The sequence below is a fragment of the Ruegeria sp. BB10 genome (assembly GCF_056535725.1).
In genome coordinates this window covers 1,206,552-1,222,727 of sequence record NZ_JBQFIW010000001.1, presented here as the reverse complement: position 1 = coordinate 1,222,727, position 16,176 = coordinate 1,206,552, and the positions used below count along the sequence as shown (strand labels likewise).

The window sequence follows — 16,176 nt, the reverse complement described above, 5'->3', positions numbered from 1 at the left end:
CAATCAACCCCCATCAATCTGACGCTGCATATCCTCGACGTCGAACCAGCCTTGCGAGGATAGAACTTTGTGGTCTTCGGTCAGGTCCCATTCTTCCCAGCCCCGTGTGACGACGAGATTGCCGGTTTTGGTATGGTGGCCTTCGAAGGTCCAAACAAAGATAGCGTGGGGCCCAGCCCATCGCATCATATCGCAGCGTAGCTCAAGATCGGGAAAGTCTGATTGAAATCCACGGGCCATTTCGGCGATCGCGGCGCGGCCTTTCAGCGGTTCAGCCCGGTTCATGGATATCTGCCCGTCGGCGGCAAAAAAGCTGGCGACCGCATTATGATCACCCGAACTCCAGGCGATTGCATAGTCGCGCGCAAGGTTGTTCAGCCTATCCCGAATACTCGCCATTTGTGCCCCCGGTCCCACATAATCCGCTGACAGATCGTATGCGAAAACGGCACTCGGCGTCCACGGGGGCGGGTAGCAGGGGGCAAGGTCTTGCCGAAACAGCGGAATTCAGCGCGGGATCAGGTTGGTCACTCCGACGGCCGCAGCGCGCGCTAAATCCAGGTCCAGTGACATCGGGATATACTCGCCTCGCCGCCATAGCTGAGCCTGATCATCATAATAGCGTGACAGGAAGTGGCCCGACTGGCCGGTTGCCGTAATAAAGACCGAGCTGTCCGGGTCGGCAAAGTCATAAACACCGCGATAACCTGCGCCATGTACGTTCTGAAACGGGTCCTTGCCCTCGCCCGAGGTGCGCCCGCGTAGCAGGGTGTTGTCGCCGCCGCTTGTAGATTGCCGGATATTGACGAAGAACCGTAAAACCGGAACCGAGCCCAAAACCGGGTGATCGTGTGTTGCCTGATGCGCATCGCCCCAGCGCAGGGATTGCAGTGCGCTTCCATAGTTTTCGGCGATCCAGATCAGCGCATCGTCCAGCGCCAGCCGCGCCATGTCGGTGCAGGTCTCAGAGGGGGCACTTTGGCGTACGTCACACCAGACCGACGCGCCATCGATGTCGCGGTAGACGCGCTCGATGAACAGCGGCTCGACATGTTTGTATTCGGCGGCCAGTGGGCCCAGCTCGTCCGAGATCAGACGTATTTGCAGCGCCCTTAGCCACGCGGCATAGATCAGCGGTTCGGGCAGGTGCTCGTTCATCTCACCGTTCCATTCGGCCAGCAAGGACAGGGCGATCTGGCGCTGACGTTCCGGGGTGCCTTCGGGGGCGGATGCGCCGGTAAACCAAAGATCCGCGCCGATCAGCGGCAGCAATGAGCGGGCGGTAAAGCTGACGGTATCCAGTTGCGCCTCGATAAAGCTGTCGCGCGTGTGAACCTCGCGCGTTTGCATCAGGCGTTCCCAGCGATGAACGCGCTGGGTGTCGCCCCATTCATACGAGACATGCAAGGGGAAGGGGCGGTCAATGATCTTGTTGTTTGTGTTGCCCAGAATACCACCTGCGGGGGCTACGAATTCGGGATTGTCGGCATAGGGCAGGCGACCTTGCCAGAGGTTTTCGGCCAGCCAACCGGGCGTTGGGATACGGCCACGGCTTTGGTTGCGCAGGTCGCGTTTGGGCATTGCGCCAATCAATTTCAGACCGATCGTGTCCTTGTCGACCAGCGACAGGTTTTGCGAGGGCGAAATGAACAGCTCGCCCACATCAATGGCCTCGCGAACAGTGTCGGCATTCATCAGGGCCATAGACGCCGTCATCGACGTGTCGCGCGGGCTAAGCGCCGTCCAAGACAACGAGGCGACATGACCCGGAGGCGTGATCGTATCCAGATTGTAGTGACTTCCAGGCAGGACCGGGCCATTTTCCGTCCAACGCAGGGTCAGGGTGATGGGGGTCTCGTCCTTGATCTCGATAATCGAGGGGCGGGTGCGGAACTTTTTGAAGCCATCCGGCGACAGATATTCCTCGGTGTTGTCGGGGTTCAACTGCTCGATATGTACGTCCTGATCGTCCAGGTAGGACGACGTCAGACCCCAGCCCAAACGATCGCTGCGCCCGGTCATGATGGCAGGAACACCGGGAATAGTTGCACCGATCACGCCACCATTGGCCAACTCCAGCCGCGCCAGATACCAGACACCGGGGGCAGTGAACCCTAGATGAGGGTCATTGGCCAACAATGTTCCCCCACTGGCCGAGCGTGAGGGCGCGGCGGTCCAGGCATTGGACGCTCCGGCCAATCCTCGTTTCGGAAAAGGCGACAGCGGCGTGTCGGGCATAGGCGTGCCGCGGGCGTAACGGGGCAGCCCTGGAAACAAAGCGGCATATTCTGGCAGGGCAGCAATACCGGCCCCCGGCACATTCGGCAGGATATCGGTCAACCGCGCCGGATCGTTCAGCATTAATGAAGTACGGGCACGCAGCACTTCGTCCTCAAGATGGCCGGACAGTTGCAGACCCATCAGCTTGATCACCGCAATGCTGTCACCCGGTTGCCAGGGCGAAACGGGCGCGTTGAACAAAAACATCTCGGGCGCACCACGGCCAAGGGCGGCTTCGTTGATCTCATCCAGCCGCGCGTTTACCCCGGCGGCATAGGCGCGTAAGGCGGTTTTGGTGTAATCGTCCTGCGCCTCGACCGAGCGGTGGGCCAGACCGTAAAGGTCCAGTCGGCGCAGCAGCTTGTCGACGTGGACGGTACGCGCGCCGAAAATTTCCGACAGGCGCCCCTGGGCGGTACGGCGCATGACCGTCATCTGCCACAGACGGTCCTGCGCATGGGCATAGCCCAGACCGAAGAACACATCCGGGTCATTTTCGGCCAGGACATGAGGGACATTGGCGGTATCGCGGATGATCTCGACCGGGGCGTTCAGCCCCCGAACCTCGACCGTTTGATCGTAATCCGGCAGGGACTGGCTCGCCAGGAAATACACCAATGCCACAGCGGCCAAAGCCAGCAGGACAAGACCCGTTGTAATGCGTACGAGCCAGCGAAAAACAAATCCCATCTGCGGCCTACAATCCTGATCCTATTCCGATTGAGGTCAGACTAGATGATGGCTGGATCGACCGAAAGAGGAACAGCCCGGGAATATTCGTGTTTACAGCGCTATAAATGAAAAACCCCGCCGCAGCTGGGAACCTGTGGCGAGGACTAATGAGGGGGGAGTGGTAGTCCAATGTTTAAGGAATGATCCGCGTGTATTTGGTGCCTTCGACAGTGGCGCCGAATTTCAAACCGGCTTGGCCGAATACCACCGCCAGCACAGGCGAACGCAGAGTCGTTGTGTCAGTGGACAGGGAGTTTCCAGTTGCATCAACCACATAGCCAATATCGGCACCGGCAGTCCATCCGCTGGAACGGCGGAAATCGTTCAGTGCGTCCTGGGTCATGAAGAACAGGACATGTGCATATTGTTGCGCGCCGATTTGCAGGCCGGCGGTTCCGGAAATTGCAGAATAGTAATCAACCGTTGCGCCTTGAATGCGCAAGGCGCCTTGGCCGTAGGCGCCACCAAAGAAGATTAATCCGGCGTCGGTGATCAGGGGCATGATCAACATGCCGTTGGCTTTGTTTGCGATCTCAACCGTGTTGGGATATTTCGCATACATTTCGGTTAGTGTGGCATCGACGCGCGCGTCGATGGTGGCGGCGTTGGTGTTACCCACGCCGTTGCCACAAGCTGCTGTTACCGTCAAACCGGCCATGCCAAAGGCAAAGCCGCGACGGCTTAGTTGGGGTGCATTGGAACTGCTCATGTCTTTTTTTCTCTGTATGACTGCCTGATATGTCGGGTGTTCCCGATCTTATGTGCAAGAATACGCCGATTGCCGTCGCGTGTCACGGGAAAGCTGAGTGACAGCGAATCACAATCGGCGAAAAATTGCGACAATTGGGGGCATTAGCCTTGCAAGGCGCGCGCGACCTGTGGGGCGAAATAGGTGAGGATGCCGTCGCAGCCAGCGCGCTTGAAGGCCAACAGGCTTTCCAGCATCACCCTGTCACCATCGATCCAACCGTTCTGTGCCGCGGCCTGTATCATCGCGTATTCACCCGACACCTGATAGGCATATGTCGGCGCGCCAAAGGTGTCCTTTACCCGTCGGCAGATATCCAGATAGGGCATGCCGGGCTTGATCATCACCATATCCGCACCTTCGGTCAGGTCGCGTTCGATCAGGCGCAGGGCTTCGTTCGAATTGGCCGGATCCATTTGATAGGTCTTCTTGTCGCCCGTAAGCGCGCCCGAAGCACCGACCGCATCACGGAAGGGTCCGTAAAAGGCGCTGGCGTATTTCGCGGCATAGCTGAGGATCATCACGTTCTGGTGCCCAGCAGATTCCAACGCCCGGCGCATTTCACCGATCCGCCCATCCATCATGTCGGACGGACCGATGATATCGGCACCTGCCTCAGCCTGCGCCAACGTCATCCTGACCAACGCCTCGATCGTCTTGTCGTTCACAATTTCGCCTTCGATGACATAGCCGTCGTGACCGTTGATGTTGTACGGGTCCAGTGCCACATCGGTCATTACCGCGATATCCGGGGCTGCGGCCTTTATGGCGCGGATGGCCCGGTTGGACAGATTGTCGGGGTTCCAGGCCTCGGCGCAATCCTCGGTTTTCAGGTTGGCGTCGGTGTAGGGAAAGATGCAGATCGCTGGGATTCCCAACGCCTGCGCCTCAACTGCGGCCTTAGCTATCAGGTCCACCGACCGGCGCACCACACCGGGCATCGAGGGCACGGGCTCTTCCACACCCTCGCCGTCGCGCACAAAAACCGGCCAGATCAAATCATCTGTGGTCAGCGTATTTTCCCGAACAAGGGCGCGCACGGCCTGAGATTGGCGCGCCCGGCGGAACCGGGTCAGGGGATAGGGGGCGATGGTCGGCTTCATGTCGCGCTCTCCTTGAATATTCCCGCATTGGGTGGCATGAATTCCACGTGGTCTCAAGGGTAACGATGGTCGCGCCTGCGCAGTGAAGGCCCCTAAGGACAGTGAACAAAGGGCTGACGCTTGGACTTATTCTCTACGCTTTTCGAAATTATCGACATGCGCAGCTTTTCGAATCTGTGGTATTGGATCGGGCTGGCCGTGCTGTGGTCGTCCACAAGCCACTGGACGCTGGGTGTGCCCTATGATCTGCTGGTGCGCGCGCGCCGTGTCGGCGGCGAGGCCGAGCGTGATTTTCTGGACATCGTGCGGATCAACAGAAACCGGATACTGTATATCGTTGAGGTATCGGGGCTGGCCATTCTCGGGTTGAGCTGTTTCATCTTCACCGGTCTGGCGATGCTTGGGTTCGTTTACGGGGTTGAATTCGCGCAGGCTGTATTCTTGTTGTTATTCCCGGTCTGTATTGTGATGCTGATCAACATTTCGGCGGCGCGAAAGCTGCAGGCCGGCGACGGGACATTGGAATTTACCGGCAAGATTTTGACCCGCTGCCGGATTTATACGCAGATTATCGGCATGATCTCGATCTTGATCACGTCGCTTTGGGGCATGTATCAGAACTTTTCGATTGGTGTTCTGGGTTAGGAAATTCGGAAAGGCGAGGGAATGACGGCTCCGAACCACGTAACAGTCGGCGGCGCCCCTGAGGGGTTTGACGCACAGCTTGTCCTGAACGAGATCACGCGATCCGCCGGGCCGGTTTGCCACGTCGCGCGAGATGACAAGCGGATGGAGGCAATGCGGGCAGCACTTGCCTTTTTCGCCCCGGACATGCCGGTGTTCGTCTTCCCCGGCTGGGATTGCCTTCCGTATGACCGGGTGTCGCCGAACGCGGATATCGCTGCGGCGCGGGTCGCAACACTGGCCGCGCTGGTGCATCAGATGCCCGAACGGTTTGTGTTGCTGACCACGCTAAACGCCGCGACCCAACGAGTGCCAGCGCGCGAAGTGCTGCGTGAGGCCGCGTTTACTGCCCGGGTCAACCACCGCGTCGACGAAACAGCATTGCGGAACTTTTTGGTGCGCATGGGTTTCACGCAAAGCCCGACGGTTATGGAGCCTGGAGACTACGCGATCCGCGGCGGCATTATCGACATCTTCCCTCCGGGCGAATCCGGCCCGGTTCGGCTGGACCTGTTCGGTGATGTGCTGGACGGTGCGCGCCGGTTTGACCCAGTGTCGCAGCGCACGACTGAAAAGCTGGACGTGGTTGAACTGGCCCCGGTGTCCGAGGTCATTCTGGATGACGCCGCCATCACACGATTCCGCCAGAACTATCGCATCGAATTCGGCGCGGCGGGCACCGATGATCCGCTGTACGAGGCGGTCAGCGCTGGCCGCAAGCATCAAGGCGTGGAACACTGGTTGCCGTTTTTTCACGAAAAGCTTGAAACGCTGTTCGACTATCTGCCTGGTGCCACGATCTCGTTGGACGATCAGGTCACGCCCACGCGCTTGGCCCGGTGGGAATCGATTGAGGATCAGTACGAAACTCGGCGGTTGGCGCTGGAAAACCGCTCGCGCATGGACACGGTCTATAAACCTACGCCGCCCGGATTGTTGTATCTGGACGATGCTGCATGGGAGCAGGCGGTGGGTGATCGGCGCGTTTTGCAGTTCAGCCCGTTGCCGCAGGCCAGCGGCCCCGGCGTGATCGACGCTGGTGGACGGATCGGGCGGAATTTTGCACCCGAACGACAGCAGGAAAGCATCAGCCTTTTTGGCGCGCTGGCCAGTCATATCACAGACAAGATGGACAAAGGGCCGGTCCTGATCGCGTCTTATTCCGAAGGTGCGCGTGAACGCCTGACCGGATTGATCGAAGACGAAGGTCTGGCTGAGGCGATCCCTGTTTCCAACGGTACCCGCATCGGTAAACGCGGGCTGCACCTGGCCGTTTGGGCGTTGGAGCATGGGTTCGAAACGTCGGATCTGACAGTGATCGCTGAACAAGATGTTCTGGGCGACCGCCTGATCCGCCAACCCAAGAAACGCCGAAAGGCCGAGAACTTCCTAACCGAAACCCAATCGCTATCACCCGGCGATCTTGTGGTGCATGTGGACCACGGGATTGGCCGCTACATGGGGATGGAGGTCGTGACGGCGGCGGGCGCAGCCCATGAGTGCCTTTTGTTGGAATATGCCGAACAGTCCAAGCTGTACCTGCCGGTCGAAAACATCGAGCTGCTGTCGAAATACGGGCACGACGAAGGTCTTCTGGATCGTTTGGGCGGCGGTGCATGGCAGGCCAAAAAGGCCAAGCTGAAAGAGCGCATTCGCGAGATGGCGGACAAGCTGATCCGCATCGCTGCTGAGCGGGCGCTGCGTAAAGCTCCGGTGATGGACCCGCCGCCCCATGCGTGGGAGGAGTTCAGCGCGCGTTTTCCGTATCAGGAAACTGATGATCAGCTGCGCGCGATTTCCGATGTGATGGAAGACATGCACTCGGGCGCGCCAATGGATCGTCTGATTTGCGGCGATGTCGGCTTCGGCAAGACCGAGGTCGCCATGCGTGCTGCCTTTGTCGCCGCGATGTCGGGCGTGCAGGTGGCCGTTGTGGCCCCTACGACGCTACTGGCCCGACAGCACGCGGCATCGTTTAAGGAACGGTTCCGGGGATTCCCGCTTGAGGTTCGGCAGCTGTCGCGTTTTGTCTCGGCGAAAGAGGCGCAACAAACCCGCGATGGGTTGGCGCGAGGCACGGTGGACATCGTGGTCGGCACCCATGCGCTGCTGGCCAAGGGGATTCGGTTCAACAACCTCGGGCTGCTGATCATCGATGAGGAACAGCATTTCGGGGTGGGTCACAAAGAGCGCCTCAAACAACTGCGCTCGGACATTCACGTGCTGACCCTAACCGCGACGCCGATACCGCGGACGCTGCAATTGTCGCTGACAGGTGTGCGTGATCTGTCAATCATCGGCACGCCGCCCATCGACCGTCTGGCCATCCGCACCTATGTCAGCGAATTCGATGCGGTCACGGTGCGTGAGGCGCTGCTGCGCGAACATTATCGCGGCGGGCAAAGTTTCTATGTGGTCCCGCGTATTTCGGACCTGCCCGAGATTGAGGAATTCCTGAAGGAGCAACTACCGGAACTGACTTACGTTGTCGCGCATGGGCAAATGGCGGCGGGCGAACTCGATGACCGCATGAATGCCTTCTATGACGGGAAGTATGATGTGCTGTTGGCAACGACGATTGTGGAAAGTGGGCTGGATATTCCGACGGCCAACACAATGGTCGTGCATCGCGCGGATATGTTCGGTCTGGCGCAGCTTTACCAGATCCGCGGACGGGTGGGGCGATCAAAGGCCCGCGCCTATGCCTATCTGACCACCAAACCGCGCCAGCGATTGACGGCCACCGCCGAGAAACGCCTGCGGGTTCTAGGCTCTCTTGATACCCTGGGGGCGGGGTTCACGCTGGCATCGCAGGATCTGGACATTCGCGGTGCCGGCAATCTGCTGGGCGAGGAACAGTCGGGCCAGATGCGCGACGTGGGCTACGAGCTGTACCAATCCATGCTGGAAGAGGCGATTGCCAAAATCAAAGCCGGTGAGATGGAGGGTCTATCGGACGCAGACGACCAGTGGGCCCCACAAATCAATCTGGGCGTCCCGGTTCTGATCCCCGAGGATTATGTGCCCGATCTGGATGTGCGCCTGGGGCTGTACCGCCGCTTGTCCTCGCTTTCGACCAAGGTTGAACTTGAAGGTTTTGCGGCCGAGTTGATTGACCGCTTTGGTTCGCTACCAAAAGAGGTGAACACCCTGATGCTGGTCGTGCGTATCAAAGCGATGTGCAAACGTGCGGGCATTGCCAAATTGGACGGTGGACCAAAGGGTGCGACGATCCAGTTTCACAATGACAAGTTTGCCTCGCCTCAGGGGTTGGTCGAGTTCATCCAGAACCAGCGCGGGCTGGCCAAGGTCAAGGACAACAAGATCGTCGTGCGCCGCGACTGGAAAAAGGACAGCGACAAGATCAAGGGGGCCTTTGCCATCGCCCGCGATCTGGCGGAAAAGGTTGTGGCCGAGAAGAAAAAGGCGAAGGTCTAGTCTCCGCTGACAAAAGTACACAACTGCCAGTCGCCCGCGTCTGACTTGACGAACGCGGCACGGTGGCCGGTCATGGGCCAAAGAAAATCGGCGTGCATATAACCTTGCGTGCCGTCCGTCAGCAGGACGCGCTGATATTCGGCACCGTCTTGATAGTCACGTATAATCGCGATTTCGTGGCTGATCAGGCCGATAATGGACGAGTTGCGATCCGGTCTTTGACGTAGAGATACATCGGAACCTTTGACAAAGAACGCCAACTCTGGGTCCAGCGAGGCGGGCAGGGTGATCTGCCATTGATGCGGCATCCAGAACTCGCCTTCTTCGTCGAAGTAACCGGGCTGAGACAAAGTGGTTTCCAAGTCAGACCAGTATTGCGCGCGTAACGCATCCGCGTTTTCACGCTGTTCTTCCGACAGGGCTTCCGGGTCGAAGGTCAGATTGGAACGTAATTCCTCGGGGCCGCCTTCACCGCCATGGCTTAGGTAGATATCGGGGCAGGACGCGGCAACCACAGCGTCGGTATCCCGTGCAGCCACTTGGGCCAATAATGCCTCGCGAAAGGCGATCAACGATGGATCACGGTCTGCCTGATCGACCGGTGGAAAGGATTGACGGTCGGCAAGTGCTGGGCCGCAGATCACGACAGCCAGCAGTAGCGGGTATCTCATTCGGCGGCCCTCATCGCGGCTTGGGCGCAGAAGCAGGATGCTCCGACGGCGCGGTCGGCACGTGCCAGAGCCAAATCAAGACGTTGTTTGATTTGAGCGATTTCAACACTTTCGCCGCGCGCCTTCAGGCAGTCATGCAGACCTTTGAGGCTCCAAACATTGTCCGGATGGATCGAAGCACGGCTGAGGGTGCCGCCCAAGCCAAGGTCTTCGCGATAGACCGCTTCAGCCTCGGTTACGTGACCTTGTTCAAACAACAACGCCCCTAATGCATGGCGGGTTGGCTGCATCCAGCCCCACGGTTCGTCATAGGGCAGCGTGTCATCCAACTCTACCGAGCGTCGCAGATGGGCGTAGGCGATATCGTAGTTGCCCTTGCGATACTCAATCTCTCCACTCAGCATTTCCCGCGCGATTTCAAGCAGGTCAACGACGCGGTTGTTGTGTAGCAGGCGTGTTTCGGGCACGCAGGCCTTGGCCGACAGGAACAGTTGTTCCTCAGCTTCGGCTTCGGCGACGTCACCGGTTGCAGCATGGGCGATGGCGCGAGCATAGTGGATGGTGGCGGTCAACGTGCGATAGAGGTCGGGGTCTGCGGGCAGTTCCAGCGCCTTTGCCTCGTCCCATCGGCCAAAGCGGATCAGGATATGCGGCCCCATGGACATGTAGCTTTCGAAGTAATCCGCCATGGGCGGGCTTTCGATGCGCAACATCTCTTTGGGGGTTGTGTCCCACAGGCCCTGATTGGCGCGTAGGGCCGGTTCCATCTGGCCGAGGAACAACGCCCCGTAGATGGCGAAATGGTAATTGTGCTGACGGTAGCCAGTGTAGATATTGAACGCGCCTTCGCGCTCGTAATATTTTAGATCGGCTATGGTGGCCTTTTCGTTCCAATAAACGACGTTGTGGTAGTGCCCGCACAGCACATCGATATGGGTGGGCATATGCACCAGATGGCCCGCATCCGGCACCAGCGTGCGCAGAACATCCCCGGCTTTTAATGCCTTTTCGGGGGTCGGAGACATCTCCATCAGGTGGACATAGAGGTGCAGCAAACCCGGGTGCGACATGGCTGCGGGGTCATTTGCCATCGCGTCCTCAAGAACATTCTGCGCCTCAAGCGTGGCGGCACCTTCGGCAGGTTTTCCGGTCTTCAGATCCCACATCTGCCAGGGGGTGAGGTTCAGCAGTGCCTCAACATAAATTGCATGCAGGTCCAAGTGATCGGGTTGGTCGGCAAAGGCTGCGCGCATGGCATCTGCAAAATCGTGGTTCCAGCTGTTCATATCCGGGATCGGTTCGCGCTGAGGGTAACGGGCGGGCAGGGCGCGGATCAGTGCCTGTTCAACGGGGGTGCAGGTGTCCAACAGGGCTACCGCTTGTTGTGTCGCGTCATAGGCTTGCGCGAGCGCTTTCTGCTGACCACGCGCGTCGCGTAAATCCCAGGGCAGGTTGTAATTCGGACCGGCGGCATAAGCGATGCCCCAATGGGCCATAGCGCAATCCGGGTCATGCTCGGCAGCGCGTTGGAAACAGACAACGGCTTCGTCATGGTTATAGCCATAGGTCCAAACCAGCCCCCGATCGAACCAAAGCTGCGCCTCGGCTGAGGTCGTGCTGACCGGACAGGAATGCGTACCCAGATCGTAATAGTCGCCCATGAAAACCCCTTTACTGTGATCCCAAAGTCCAGACTCTGGGGTGCTGCTTTGCTTGTTCCCTATGATGAACGACGTACGCTACCGCCGCAAAGACTATGCAAAACACAAATAAATTCACAATTAGTGCTTTGAGGACACCATGACGGTAGTTGCGCCCTTTCCAAGTGCCCTTAAACTCATTCGGTTTGCGCGACCTTGGGTTCGGAGGCTCAAAGTTCTTTTTCATCACGATCCCTTCGACTTAGGGAAAGATTAACGTGACTCACCCGGGCTGCACAGGTCAGGCAGGCAGTCTGTTTTCGATCCGGCCCATATGCAGCATAAGCCCGAAACCGGCCACGCTCATCACCAGAATGCCGGTGGTCAGCGGATACAGCGAGCCATCGAACATTTGACCGATCGGGGCGGCGATAGCGGCGGCCAGAACGGTCGAAAATGCGCCAATGACCGACGCTGCCATACCGGCAATATGGCCCATTGGCTCCATCGCAATGGCGTTCAGGTTGCCCATCGTCATGCCAGCCATGAAAAAGATCGAGGTCTGCCAGAAGACGAACACCGCAAAATTCAGATTGGCCGAAAGCGGCATCATGTTCAGCGTGATGACGCCAATCGTGATGGCGATCTGCGCGCCAAGAGCCCATGTCACCAGCCGCCGCATCCCCACGCGGATCACAAGCGCAGCGTTCAACAGGCTGGCGGACCCCGCCATCAAAGCCACAAAGCCGAACCAAAACGGGAAGCTGTCGGCGCTGTCATGGATCACATCATAAACTGGCTGCACCATGGTCAGCATGGTGAACAACATGCCAAGGCAAAGGGATTGCACAAAGATTGATACGCGCACCGTGGGATGGGCGAACATCTCGCGTGCGGCCGCGGTCATCAAGGGCAGGCGCAGTGGGCGACGGTTTTCCGACCTCAGCGATTCTGGTAGGCGAAAGCCCAGCCAGATCACGGTGATCACCGAGAACAGAATGAACGAAACAAAGATGCCACGCCATCCCGCGATGGCGATCATTCCGGCCCCCAGCATCGGGGCGACGGCAGGCACCAGCGTAAAGATCATCATGGCGATAGAGACGATCCGCGCCATTTCCCGGCCCGAGTACAAGTCTCGGATGATCGCCATGGCGACCACACGCGGCGCGGCGCAGCCGATGCCCTGCGCTACCCGCGCGAACAGTAGAAGTTCCAACGAAGAACTGGCCCAGGCCACGGCTGCCGACAAGATGTACAACGCCGAGCCGACATAGATCACCGGCTTGCGCCCAAACGCGTCGGACAATGGGCCCACAAAGAATGTCCCGATGCCCATGCCCAGAACAAATGAGGTCAGGATCAACTGAGCGTCGTTGATATCATCGGGGCTCAGCTGCGCGCCGATCTCGGGCAAAGCAGGCAGCATCGAGTCGATCGAAAACGCAATCGTCGCAAACATCATTGCGACAAGTGCGATGAACTCTCCCGAAGACATGCGATTGGCCATGGCGCCCTCCTGACCTGATTGCGCTATCACGGCTTTTCAGGAGGCGCTAGGGGGCAGGCTGCACAGGGACCTGTGCTATTTTGCAGGGGAAGCCTCAAGCTGAGACATAATCTCACCGATTACTTTTTCCCACATTTCAGGGGGTTGTGCGCCCGGAACCGCGTGCTGGTTCGCCACAATGAAGGTAGGAACAGAATTTACCCCCATCTGTCGCGAATGGGTGTCGCGGGTGCGGATATCCTCGCGATCAGCGTCGGATTTCAGCAGTTTCGATACCACAGCTGCGTCCATGCCGATACTGTCGGCGATATCGGCCAACACTTCGTGATCGCCAATATCACGTCCCTGCACGAAATACGCATCGAACAGAGCGTTTACGGCTGCGTCTTGCTTGCCCTCGATCCCGGCCCAGTGGATCAGGCGGTGCGCGTCCAACGTGTTAGGTGTGCGTTTCATCCCTTCGAAGTCGATGCTCAGCCCGGCATTCTGCGCATGCTCAACCACCGGGGCATAGGCGCGCACGGCACCGTCTTTGCCGCCGAACTTGCGCTCCAGATATTCGCGGCGATCCATGCCTTCGTTCGGCATGTCGGGGTTCAACTGAAACGGATGCCATTCGATAACGAACGGGTGGTCCGGAATAGCGGCCAGCGCTTTGTCCAAGTGGGTTTTGCCGATATAGCACCATGGGCAGATCGGGTCGGACATGATGTCGAGTTTGACGGTCTGAGTCATGGTGTATTCGCCTTGAAATAGGCCGGGAGCGCCCGACGCAGGAGTTTGCCATTACCACCGGTTGGCAGCTCGGGCAGGTGAATGAACGCGCGGGGCTGTTTGTAGCGCGCCAGATTTGCCTCGACATAGGTGCGCAGGGCGTCTTCGTCCAGCTTTTCTGGCCCGGTATAGAAGGCTGCTATCACGAATGTGTCCTGTTTAACCTCAACCGCCGCCGCACCCACTTGCGCGATGCCGGGGAATTTGGTTAGGGCGGCCTCAACCTCGACCGGGGACACGCGATAGCCACCCGCGTTCATCATATCGTCGTCGCGGCCCAGATAGGTGATCTGTCCGTCCATCGCCATGGCCCCTTGATCACCGGTCAGAAACCAGTCGCCCTGCATGCGGGCCTTGGCCTCGTCAGGTGCATTCATATAGGTTAGCATCAGACCGGGGTCGGATCGGTGGATGGCAATGGTACCTTCTTGGCCACGCGGAACCGGTCCGTCCGGCCCCAATATCGCCACCCGGCGACCCGGTTGAGGTTGCCCCAACGACTCGCCCCGGGCCGGATGGGCAGGGCTGGACGAGATGAAGGTCGAACATTCGGACATACCGAAGGCTTCGTACAATTCTGTCCCGGTCAGGTCGCTCCATTGCGCATGCAGGTGCCGCGACAGCTTTTCGCCTGCGCACAGGCCGTGACGCAGGTCCGGTAAATGCAGATCACCGGCGGATTTAAGCAATTTGCGAAACACGCCGGGCGCGGCAGCAAAGATCGTTGCCCGATGTTGTTTTAACAACTCTGGAAGGGCATCAGAGTCGGTGCCGGGTTCGGGGATCAACGCGGTCGCGCCGATCGTCCAGGGATCCATCAGCCCGGTGCCCAGAGTATAGGTCCAGTTGAACGCCCCGGCATGACACAGACGGTCCGTATCCCGCAACCCGTACCAGCCATCCACCATCATCTGGCGCGCCCAGATGGCGCGGTGGGCATGGGCCACAGCGCGTGGTTTACCAGAAGTGCCAGAGGTATAGACGACATAGGCCAACCGGTCCGGGTCGCCGAGTTGGAACTCGGCAGGGGGCAGTGCGCGCATCCCCGACAGATCGTCCAGCGTAATCTGCAACGGATGATTGGCGCAGGCGACGGCTGGGTCGCGCAGAATGGCTGTGGGTTGCAGATCAGAAATCATGCGCGCGGTTTCGGGCTCGGTCAGCTGTGACGAGGTGGGAACCGGCACGATCCCGGCAGCTATGGCCCCAAGATAGGCGATGGGGAAATCAACCGTATTCCCCAGTCGCATCAACGCAATGTCCCCGGGATTCAATCCGGTCTTCAACAGCCCGGTAGCGGTACCCAGAATGGCCGATTTCAATACGCCATAGGTCCAATCCTGCGCCCCGACATTGCATAAAACCGACAAGGCGGTTTTGTCCGGGTGGTCATCCGCATGCCGCAGAACGTGCGCGGCCAGATTGAATGGTGCAGGGCAGGCCGGAGGCGGCCCCTGATCGAAAACAGAAAGCATGGCCACTGGCTATCGCGGCGCTTGGCGCGTTGCAAGCCGGGCAGGCTGGTCCTATAGATTGGCGCATGAGCACTAATGAACAGCCATCTTTGATCCGCATAGCACGTGACTCGGGTGAGCACACCGATCCCGAACCACTTGATCTGGGCGCGCGCGTGCGTCAACTGCGCAAGGCGCGGAACTGGACGCTGGAACAAGCGGCGTCTCAGGCGGGGCTTGCGCGCTCGACCCTCAGCAAGATCGAGAATGGGCAGATGTCGCCCACTTATGACGCGCTGAAAAAGCTGGCGACCGGGTTGGAAATTTCGGTGCCACAGCTGTTCACCCCGCCACAGCGTGATCAGGTGATCGGTCGGATGGCAATCACCCGCATGGGCGAAGGCGCTGAACATCCGACGGGAACATACGAGCACGAGTTGCTGGCCGAAAACTTGACGAAAAAGCAGATGCTGCCCTATCGGGCTCGCGTGCGCGCGCGCTCAATGGACGAATTTGACGGCTGGGTGCGCCATGACGGCGAAGAATTCCTGTATGTGCTAACCGGGGTTGTTAAGCTGTACACCGAATTCTATGAACCCGTCGAAATGCGCCGTGGCGACAGCGCTTATTACGACGCCAGTATGGGTCACAACGTGATTTCCGTCAGTGACGAAGATGCGACGATCCTGTGGGTAACGTCACTTGCTTAAGGAGCGGCTGAACTCGCGGTTCAGTCCTTCGGTAAATAGAAAATCCTCAAGTTCTTCGTGGGCTTCATTTACGGTCAGGTGGTGGCGTTCGGCCAGGTAGGCTTCGAACCCTTTTCGATCTTTGCTCAGCCGCACCTTGTCCTGATCGCGCAGATTCGGAAAACGCCGTTTAGCGCGGGAATACATAGCATCCCAGTCTTGCAGCAGGTCAGTCCAGTTCAACATCAGTCAGCTTTCCGTAATTCGGGTTTCACGGCTGCTCGGCCCTTTCATCAGGGTACGGAGATGGCGGGAGTCGATGCGCATGACAAAATGTCGCACCTGAGCGACGCTGACGTTACGTCAAAAAGGCCCGTTACGCACGATACGCAACGGGCCTACGGACCTGAGGTTGGAGTGAGTGGAGGCCGGTCCGCAAAATCCAAGAGTGAC

The 16,176-nt window shown here is 58.8% G+C and carries 13 protein-coding genes; 3 read left to right on the top strand and 10 right to left on the bottom strand.

The features are described from left to right. Nucleotides 1-3: 3 nt before the first annotated feature. The 4 genes from ACR3EP_RS06085 to hemB all read right to left on the bottom strand — a co-directional run bounded on the left by ACR3EP_RS06085 (nt 4) and on the right by hemB (nt 4,863). On the bottom strand, nt 4-399 hold the full coding sequence (locus ACR3EP_RS06085) for an SgcJ/EcaC family oxidoreductase (RefSeq protein WP_170348881.1): 396 nt from the start codon (nt 397-399) through the stop codon (nt 4-6). A 108-nt stretch (nt 400-507) separates the two neighbouring features. Then, the gene (locus ACR3EP_RS06080; RefSeq protein ID WP_480636837.1) at nt 508-2,970 is read right to left on the bottom strand and encodes a penicillin acylase family protein; all 2,463 of its coding nucleotides are present in this window, start codon (nt 2,968-2,970) and stop codon (nt 508-510) included. A 175-nt stretch (nt 2,971-3,145) separates the two neighbouring features. Beyond that, nucleotides 3,146-3,721, bottom strand: a complete 576-nt coding sequence (locus tag ACR3EP_RS06075; protein ID WP_170358718.1) for a lipid-binding SYLF domain-containing protein — start codon at nt 3,719-3,721, stop codon at nt 3,146-3,148. Between the two features lie 143 nt (nt 3,722-3,864). Continuing rightward, nucleotides 3,865-4,863: a porphobilinogen synthase gene (gene hemB / locus ACR3EP_RS06070; protein WP_480636835.1), complete on the bottom strand. Its 999-nt coding sequence runs from the start codon at nt 4,861-4,863 to the stop codon at nt 3,865-3,867. A gap of 120 nt (nt 4,864-4,983) precedes the next feature. Between hemB and ACR3EP_RS06065 the strand changes: the two genes are divergently transcribed. After that, nucleotides 4,984-5,508 carry a component of SufBCD complex gene (locus ACR3EP_RS06065; protein WP_170375562.1) on the top strand — a complete coding sequence of 175 codons (525 nt, stop codon included), beginning with the start codon at nt 4,984-4,986 and terminating at the stop codon, nt 5,506-5,508. A 21-nt stretch (nt 5,509-5,529) separates the two neighbouring features. Continuing rightward, a complete protein-coding gene (gene mfd, locus ACR3EP_RS06060; protein ID WP_480636833.1) occupies nt 5,530-8,985 on the top strand; it encodes a transcription-repair coupling factor in 3,456 nt (1,151 codons plus the stop codon). Here the strand turns inward: mfd and ACR3EP_RS06055 are convergent. The 5 genes from ACR3EP_RS06055 to ACR3EP_RS06035 all read right to left on the bottom strand — a co-directional run bounded on the left by ACR3EP_RS06055 (nt 8,982) and on the right by ACR3EP_RS06035 (nt 15,055). Further along, complete coding sequence (locus tag ACR3EP_RS06055; RefSeq protein ID WP_480636831.1) at nt 8,982-9,656, bottom strand: SH3 domain-containing protein; 675 nt, start codon at nt 9,654-9,656, stop codon at nt 8,982-8,984. The two genes, mfd and ACR3EP_RS06055, sit on opposite strands and share 4 nt — an antisense overlap. Further along, nucleotides 9,653-11,317, bottom strand: a complete 1,665-nt coding sequence (locus ACR3EP_RS06050) for a tetratricopeptide repeat protein (protein WP_480636829.1) — start codon at nt 11,315-11,317, stop codon at nt 9,653-9,655. The genes ACR3EP_RS06055 and ACR3EP_RS06050 overlap by 4 nt, the downstream gene beginning before the upstream one ends. A gap of 280 nt (nt 11,318-11,597) precedes the next feature. Continuing rightward, nucleotides 11,598-12,806 carry a multidrug effflux MFS transporter gene (locus ACR3EP_RS06045; RefSeq protein WP_480636827.1) on the bottom strand — a complete coding sequence of 403 codons (1,209 nt, stop codon included), beginning with the start codon at nt 12,804-12,806 and terminating at the stop codon, nt 11,598-11,600. Between the two features lie 75 nt (nt 12,807-12,881). Further along, nucleotides 12,882-13,541 (bottom strand): DsbA family oxidoreductase, encoded by a 660-nt coding sequence (locus ACR3EP_RS06040; protein WP_170348872.1) that lies wholly within the window; start codon nt 13,539-13,541, stop codon nt 12,882-12,884. Next, nucleotides 13,538-15,055 (bottom strand): class I adenylate-forming enzyme family protein, encoded by a 1,518-nt coding sequence (locus ACR3EP_RS06035; protein WP_480636825.1) that lies wholly within the window; start codon nt 15,053-15,055, stop codon nt 13,538-13,540. Before ACR3EP_RS06035 ends, ACR3EP_RS06040 begins: the two co-directional genes overlap by 4 nt. A gap of 65 nt (nt 15,056-15,120) precedes the next feature. Between ACR3EP_RS06035 and ACR3EP_RS06030 the strand changes: the two genes are divergently transcribed. Continuing rightward, complete coding sequence (locus ACR3EP_RS06030) at nt 15,121-15,744, top strand: helix-turn-helix domain-containing protein (RefSeq protein ID WP_170348870.1); 624 nt, start codon at nt 15,121-15,123, stop codon at nt 15,742-15,744. Here ACR3EP_RS06030 and ACR3EP_RS06025 read toward each other — a convergent pair. Beyond that, nucleotides 15,733-15,969 (bottom strand): hypothetical protein, encoded by a 237-nt coding sequence (locus ACR3EP_RS06025; protein ID WP_170348869.1) that lies wholly within the window; start codon nt 15,967-15,969, stop codon nt 15,733-15,735. The two genes, ACR3EP_RS06030 and ACR3EP_RS06025, sit on opposite strands and share 12 nt — an antisense overlap. Nucleotides 15,970-16,176 lie beyond the last annotated feature (207 nt).

Coding starts and splice junctions, on each gene's coding strand:
- ACR3EP_RS06055 (WP_480636831.1), bottom strand. CDS start 9,656: ATGAGATACCCGCTACTGCTGGCTGTCGTGATCTGCGGCCCAGCACTT.
- ACR3EP_RS06080 (WP_480636837.1), bottom strand. CDS start 2,970: ATGGGATTTGTTTTTCGCTGGCTCGTACGCATTACAACGGGTCTTGTC.
- ACR3EP_RS06075 (WP_170358718.1), bottom strand. CDS start 3,721: ATGAGCAGTTCCAATGCACCCCAACTAAGCCGTCGCGGCTTTGCCTTT.
- mfd (WP_480636833.1), top strand. CDS start 5,530: ATGACGGCTCCGAACCACGTAACAGTCGGCGGCGCCCCTGAGGGGTTT.
- hemB (WP_480636835.1), bottom strand. CDS start 4,863: ATGAAGCCGACCATCGCCCCCTATCCCCTGACCCGGTTCCGCCGGGCG.
- ACR3EP_RS06050 (WP_480636829.1), bottom strand. CDS start 11,317: ATGGGCGACTATTACGATCTGGGTACGCATTCCTGTCCGGTCAGCACG.
- ACR3EP_RS06045 (WP_480636827.1), bottom strand. CDS start 12,806: ATGGCCAATCGCATGTCTTCGGGAGAGTTCATCGCACTTGTCGCAATG.
- ACR3EP_RS06085 (WP_170348881.1), bottom strand. CDS start 399: ATGGCGAGTATTCGGGATAGGCTGAACAACCTTGCGCGCGACTATGCA.
- ACR3EP_RS06030 (WP_170348870.1), top strand. CDS start 15,121: ATGAGCACTAATGAACAGCCATCTTTGATCCGCATAGCACGTGACTCG.
- ACR3EP_RS06035 (WP_480636825.1), bottom strand. CDS start 15,055: ATGCTTTCTGTTTTCGATCAGGGGCCGCCTCCGGCCTGCCCTGCACCA.
- ACR3EP_RS06025 (WP_170348869.1), bottom strand. CDS start 15,969: ATGTTGAACTGGACTGACCTGCTGCAAGACTGGGATGCTATGTATTCC.
- ACR3EP_RS06040 (WP_170348872.1), bottom strand. CDS start 13,541: ATGACTCAGACCGTCAAACTCGACATCATGTCCGACCCGATCTGCCCA.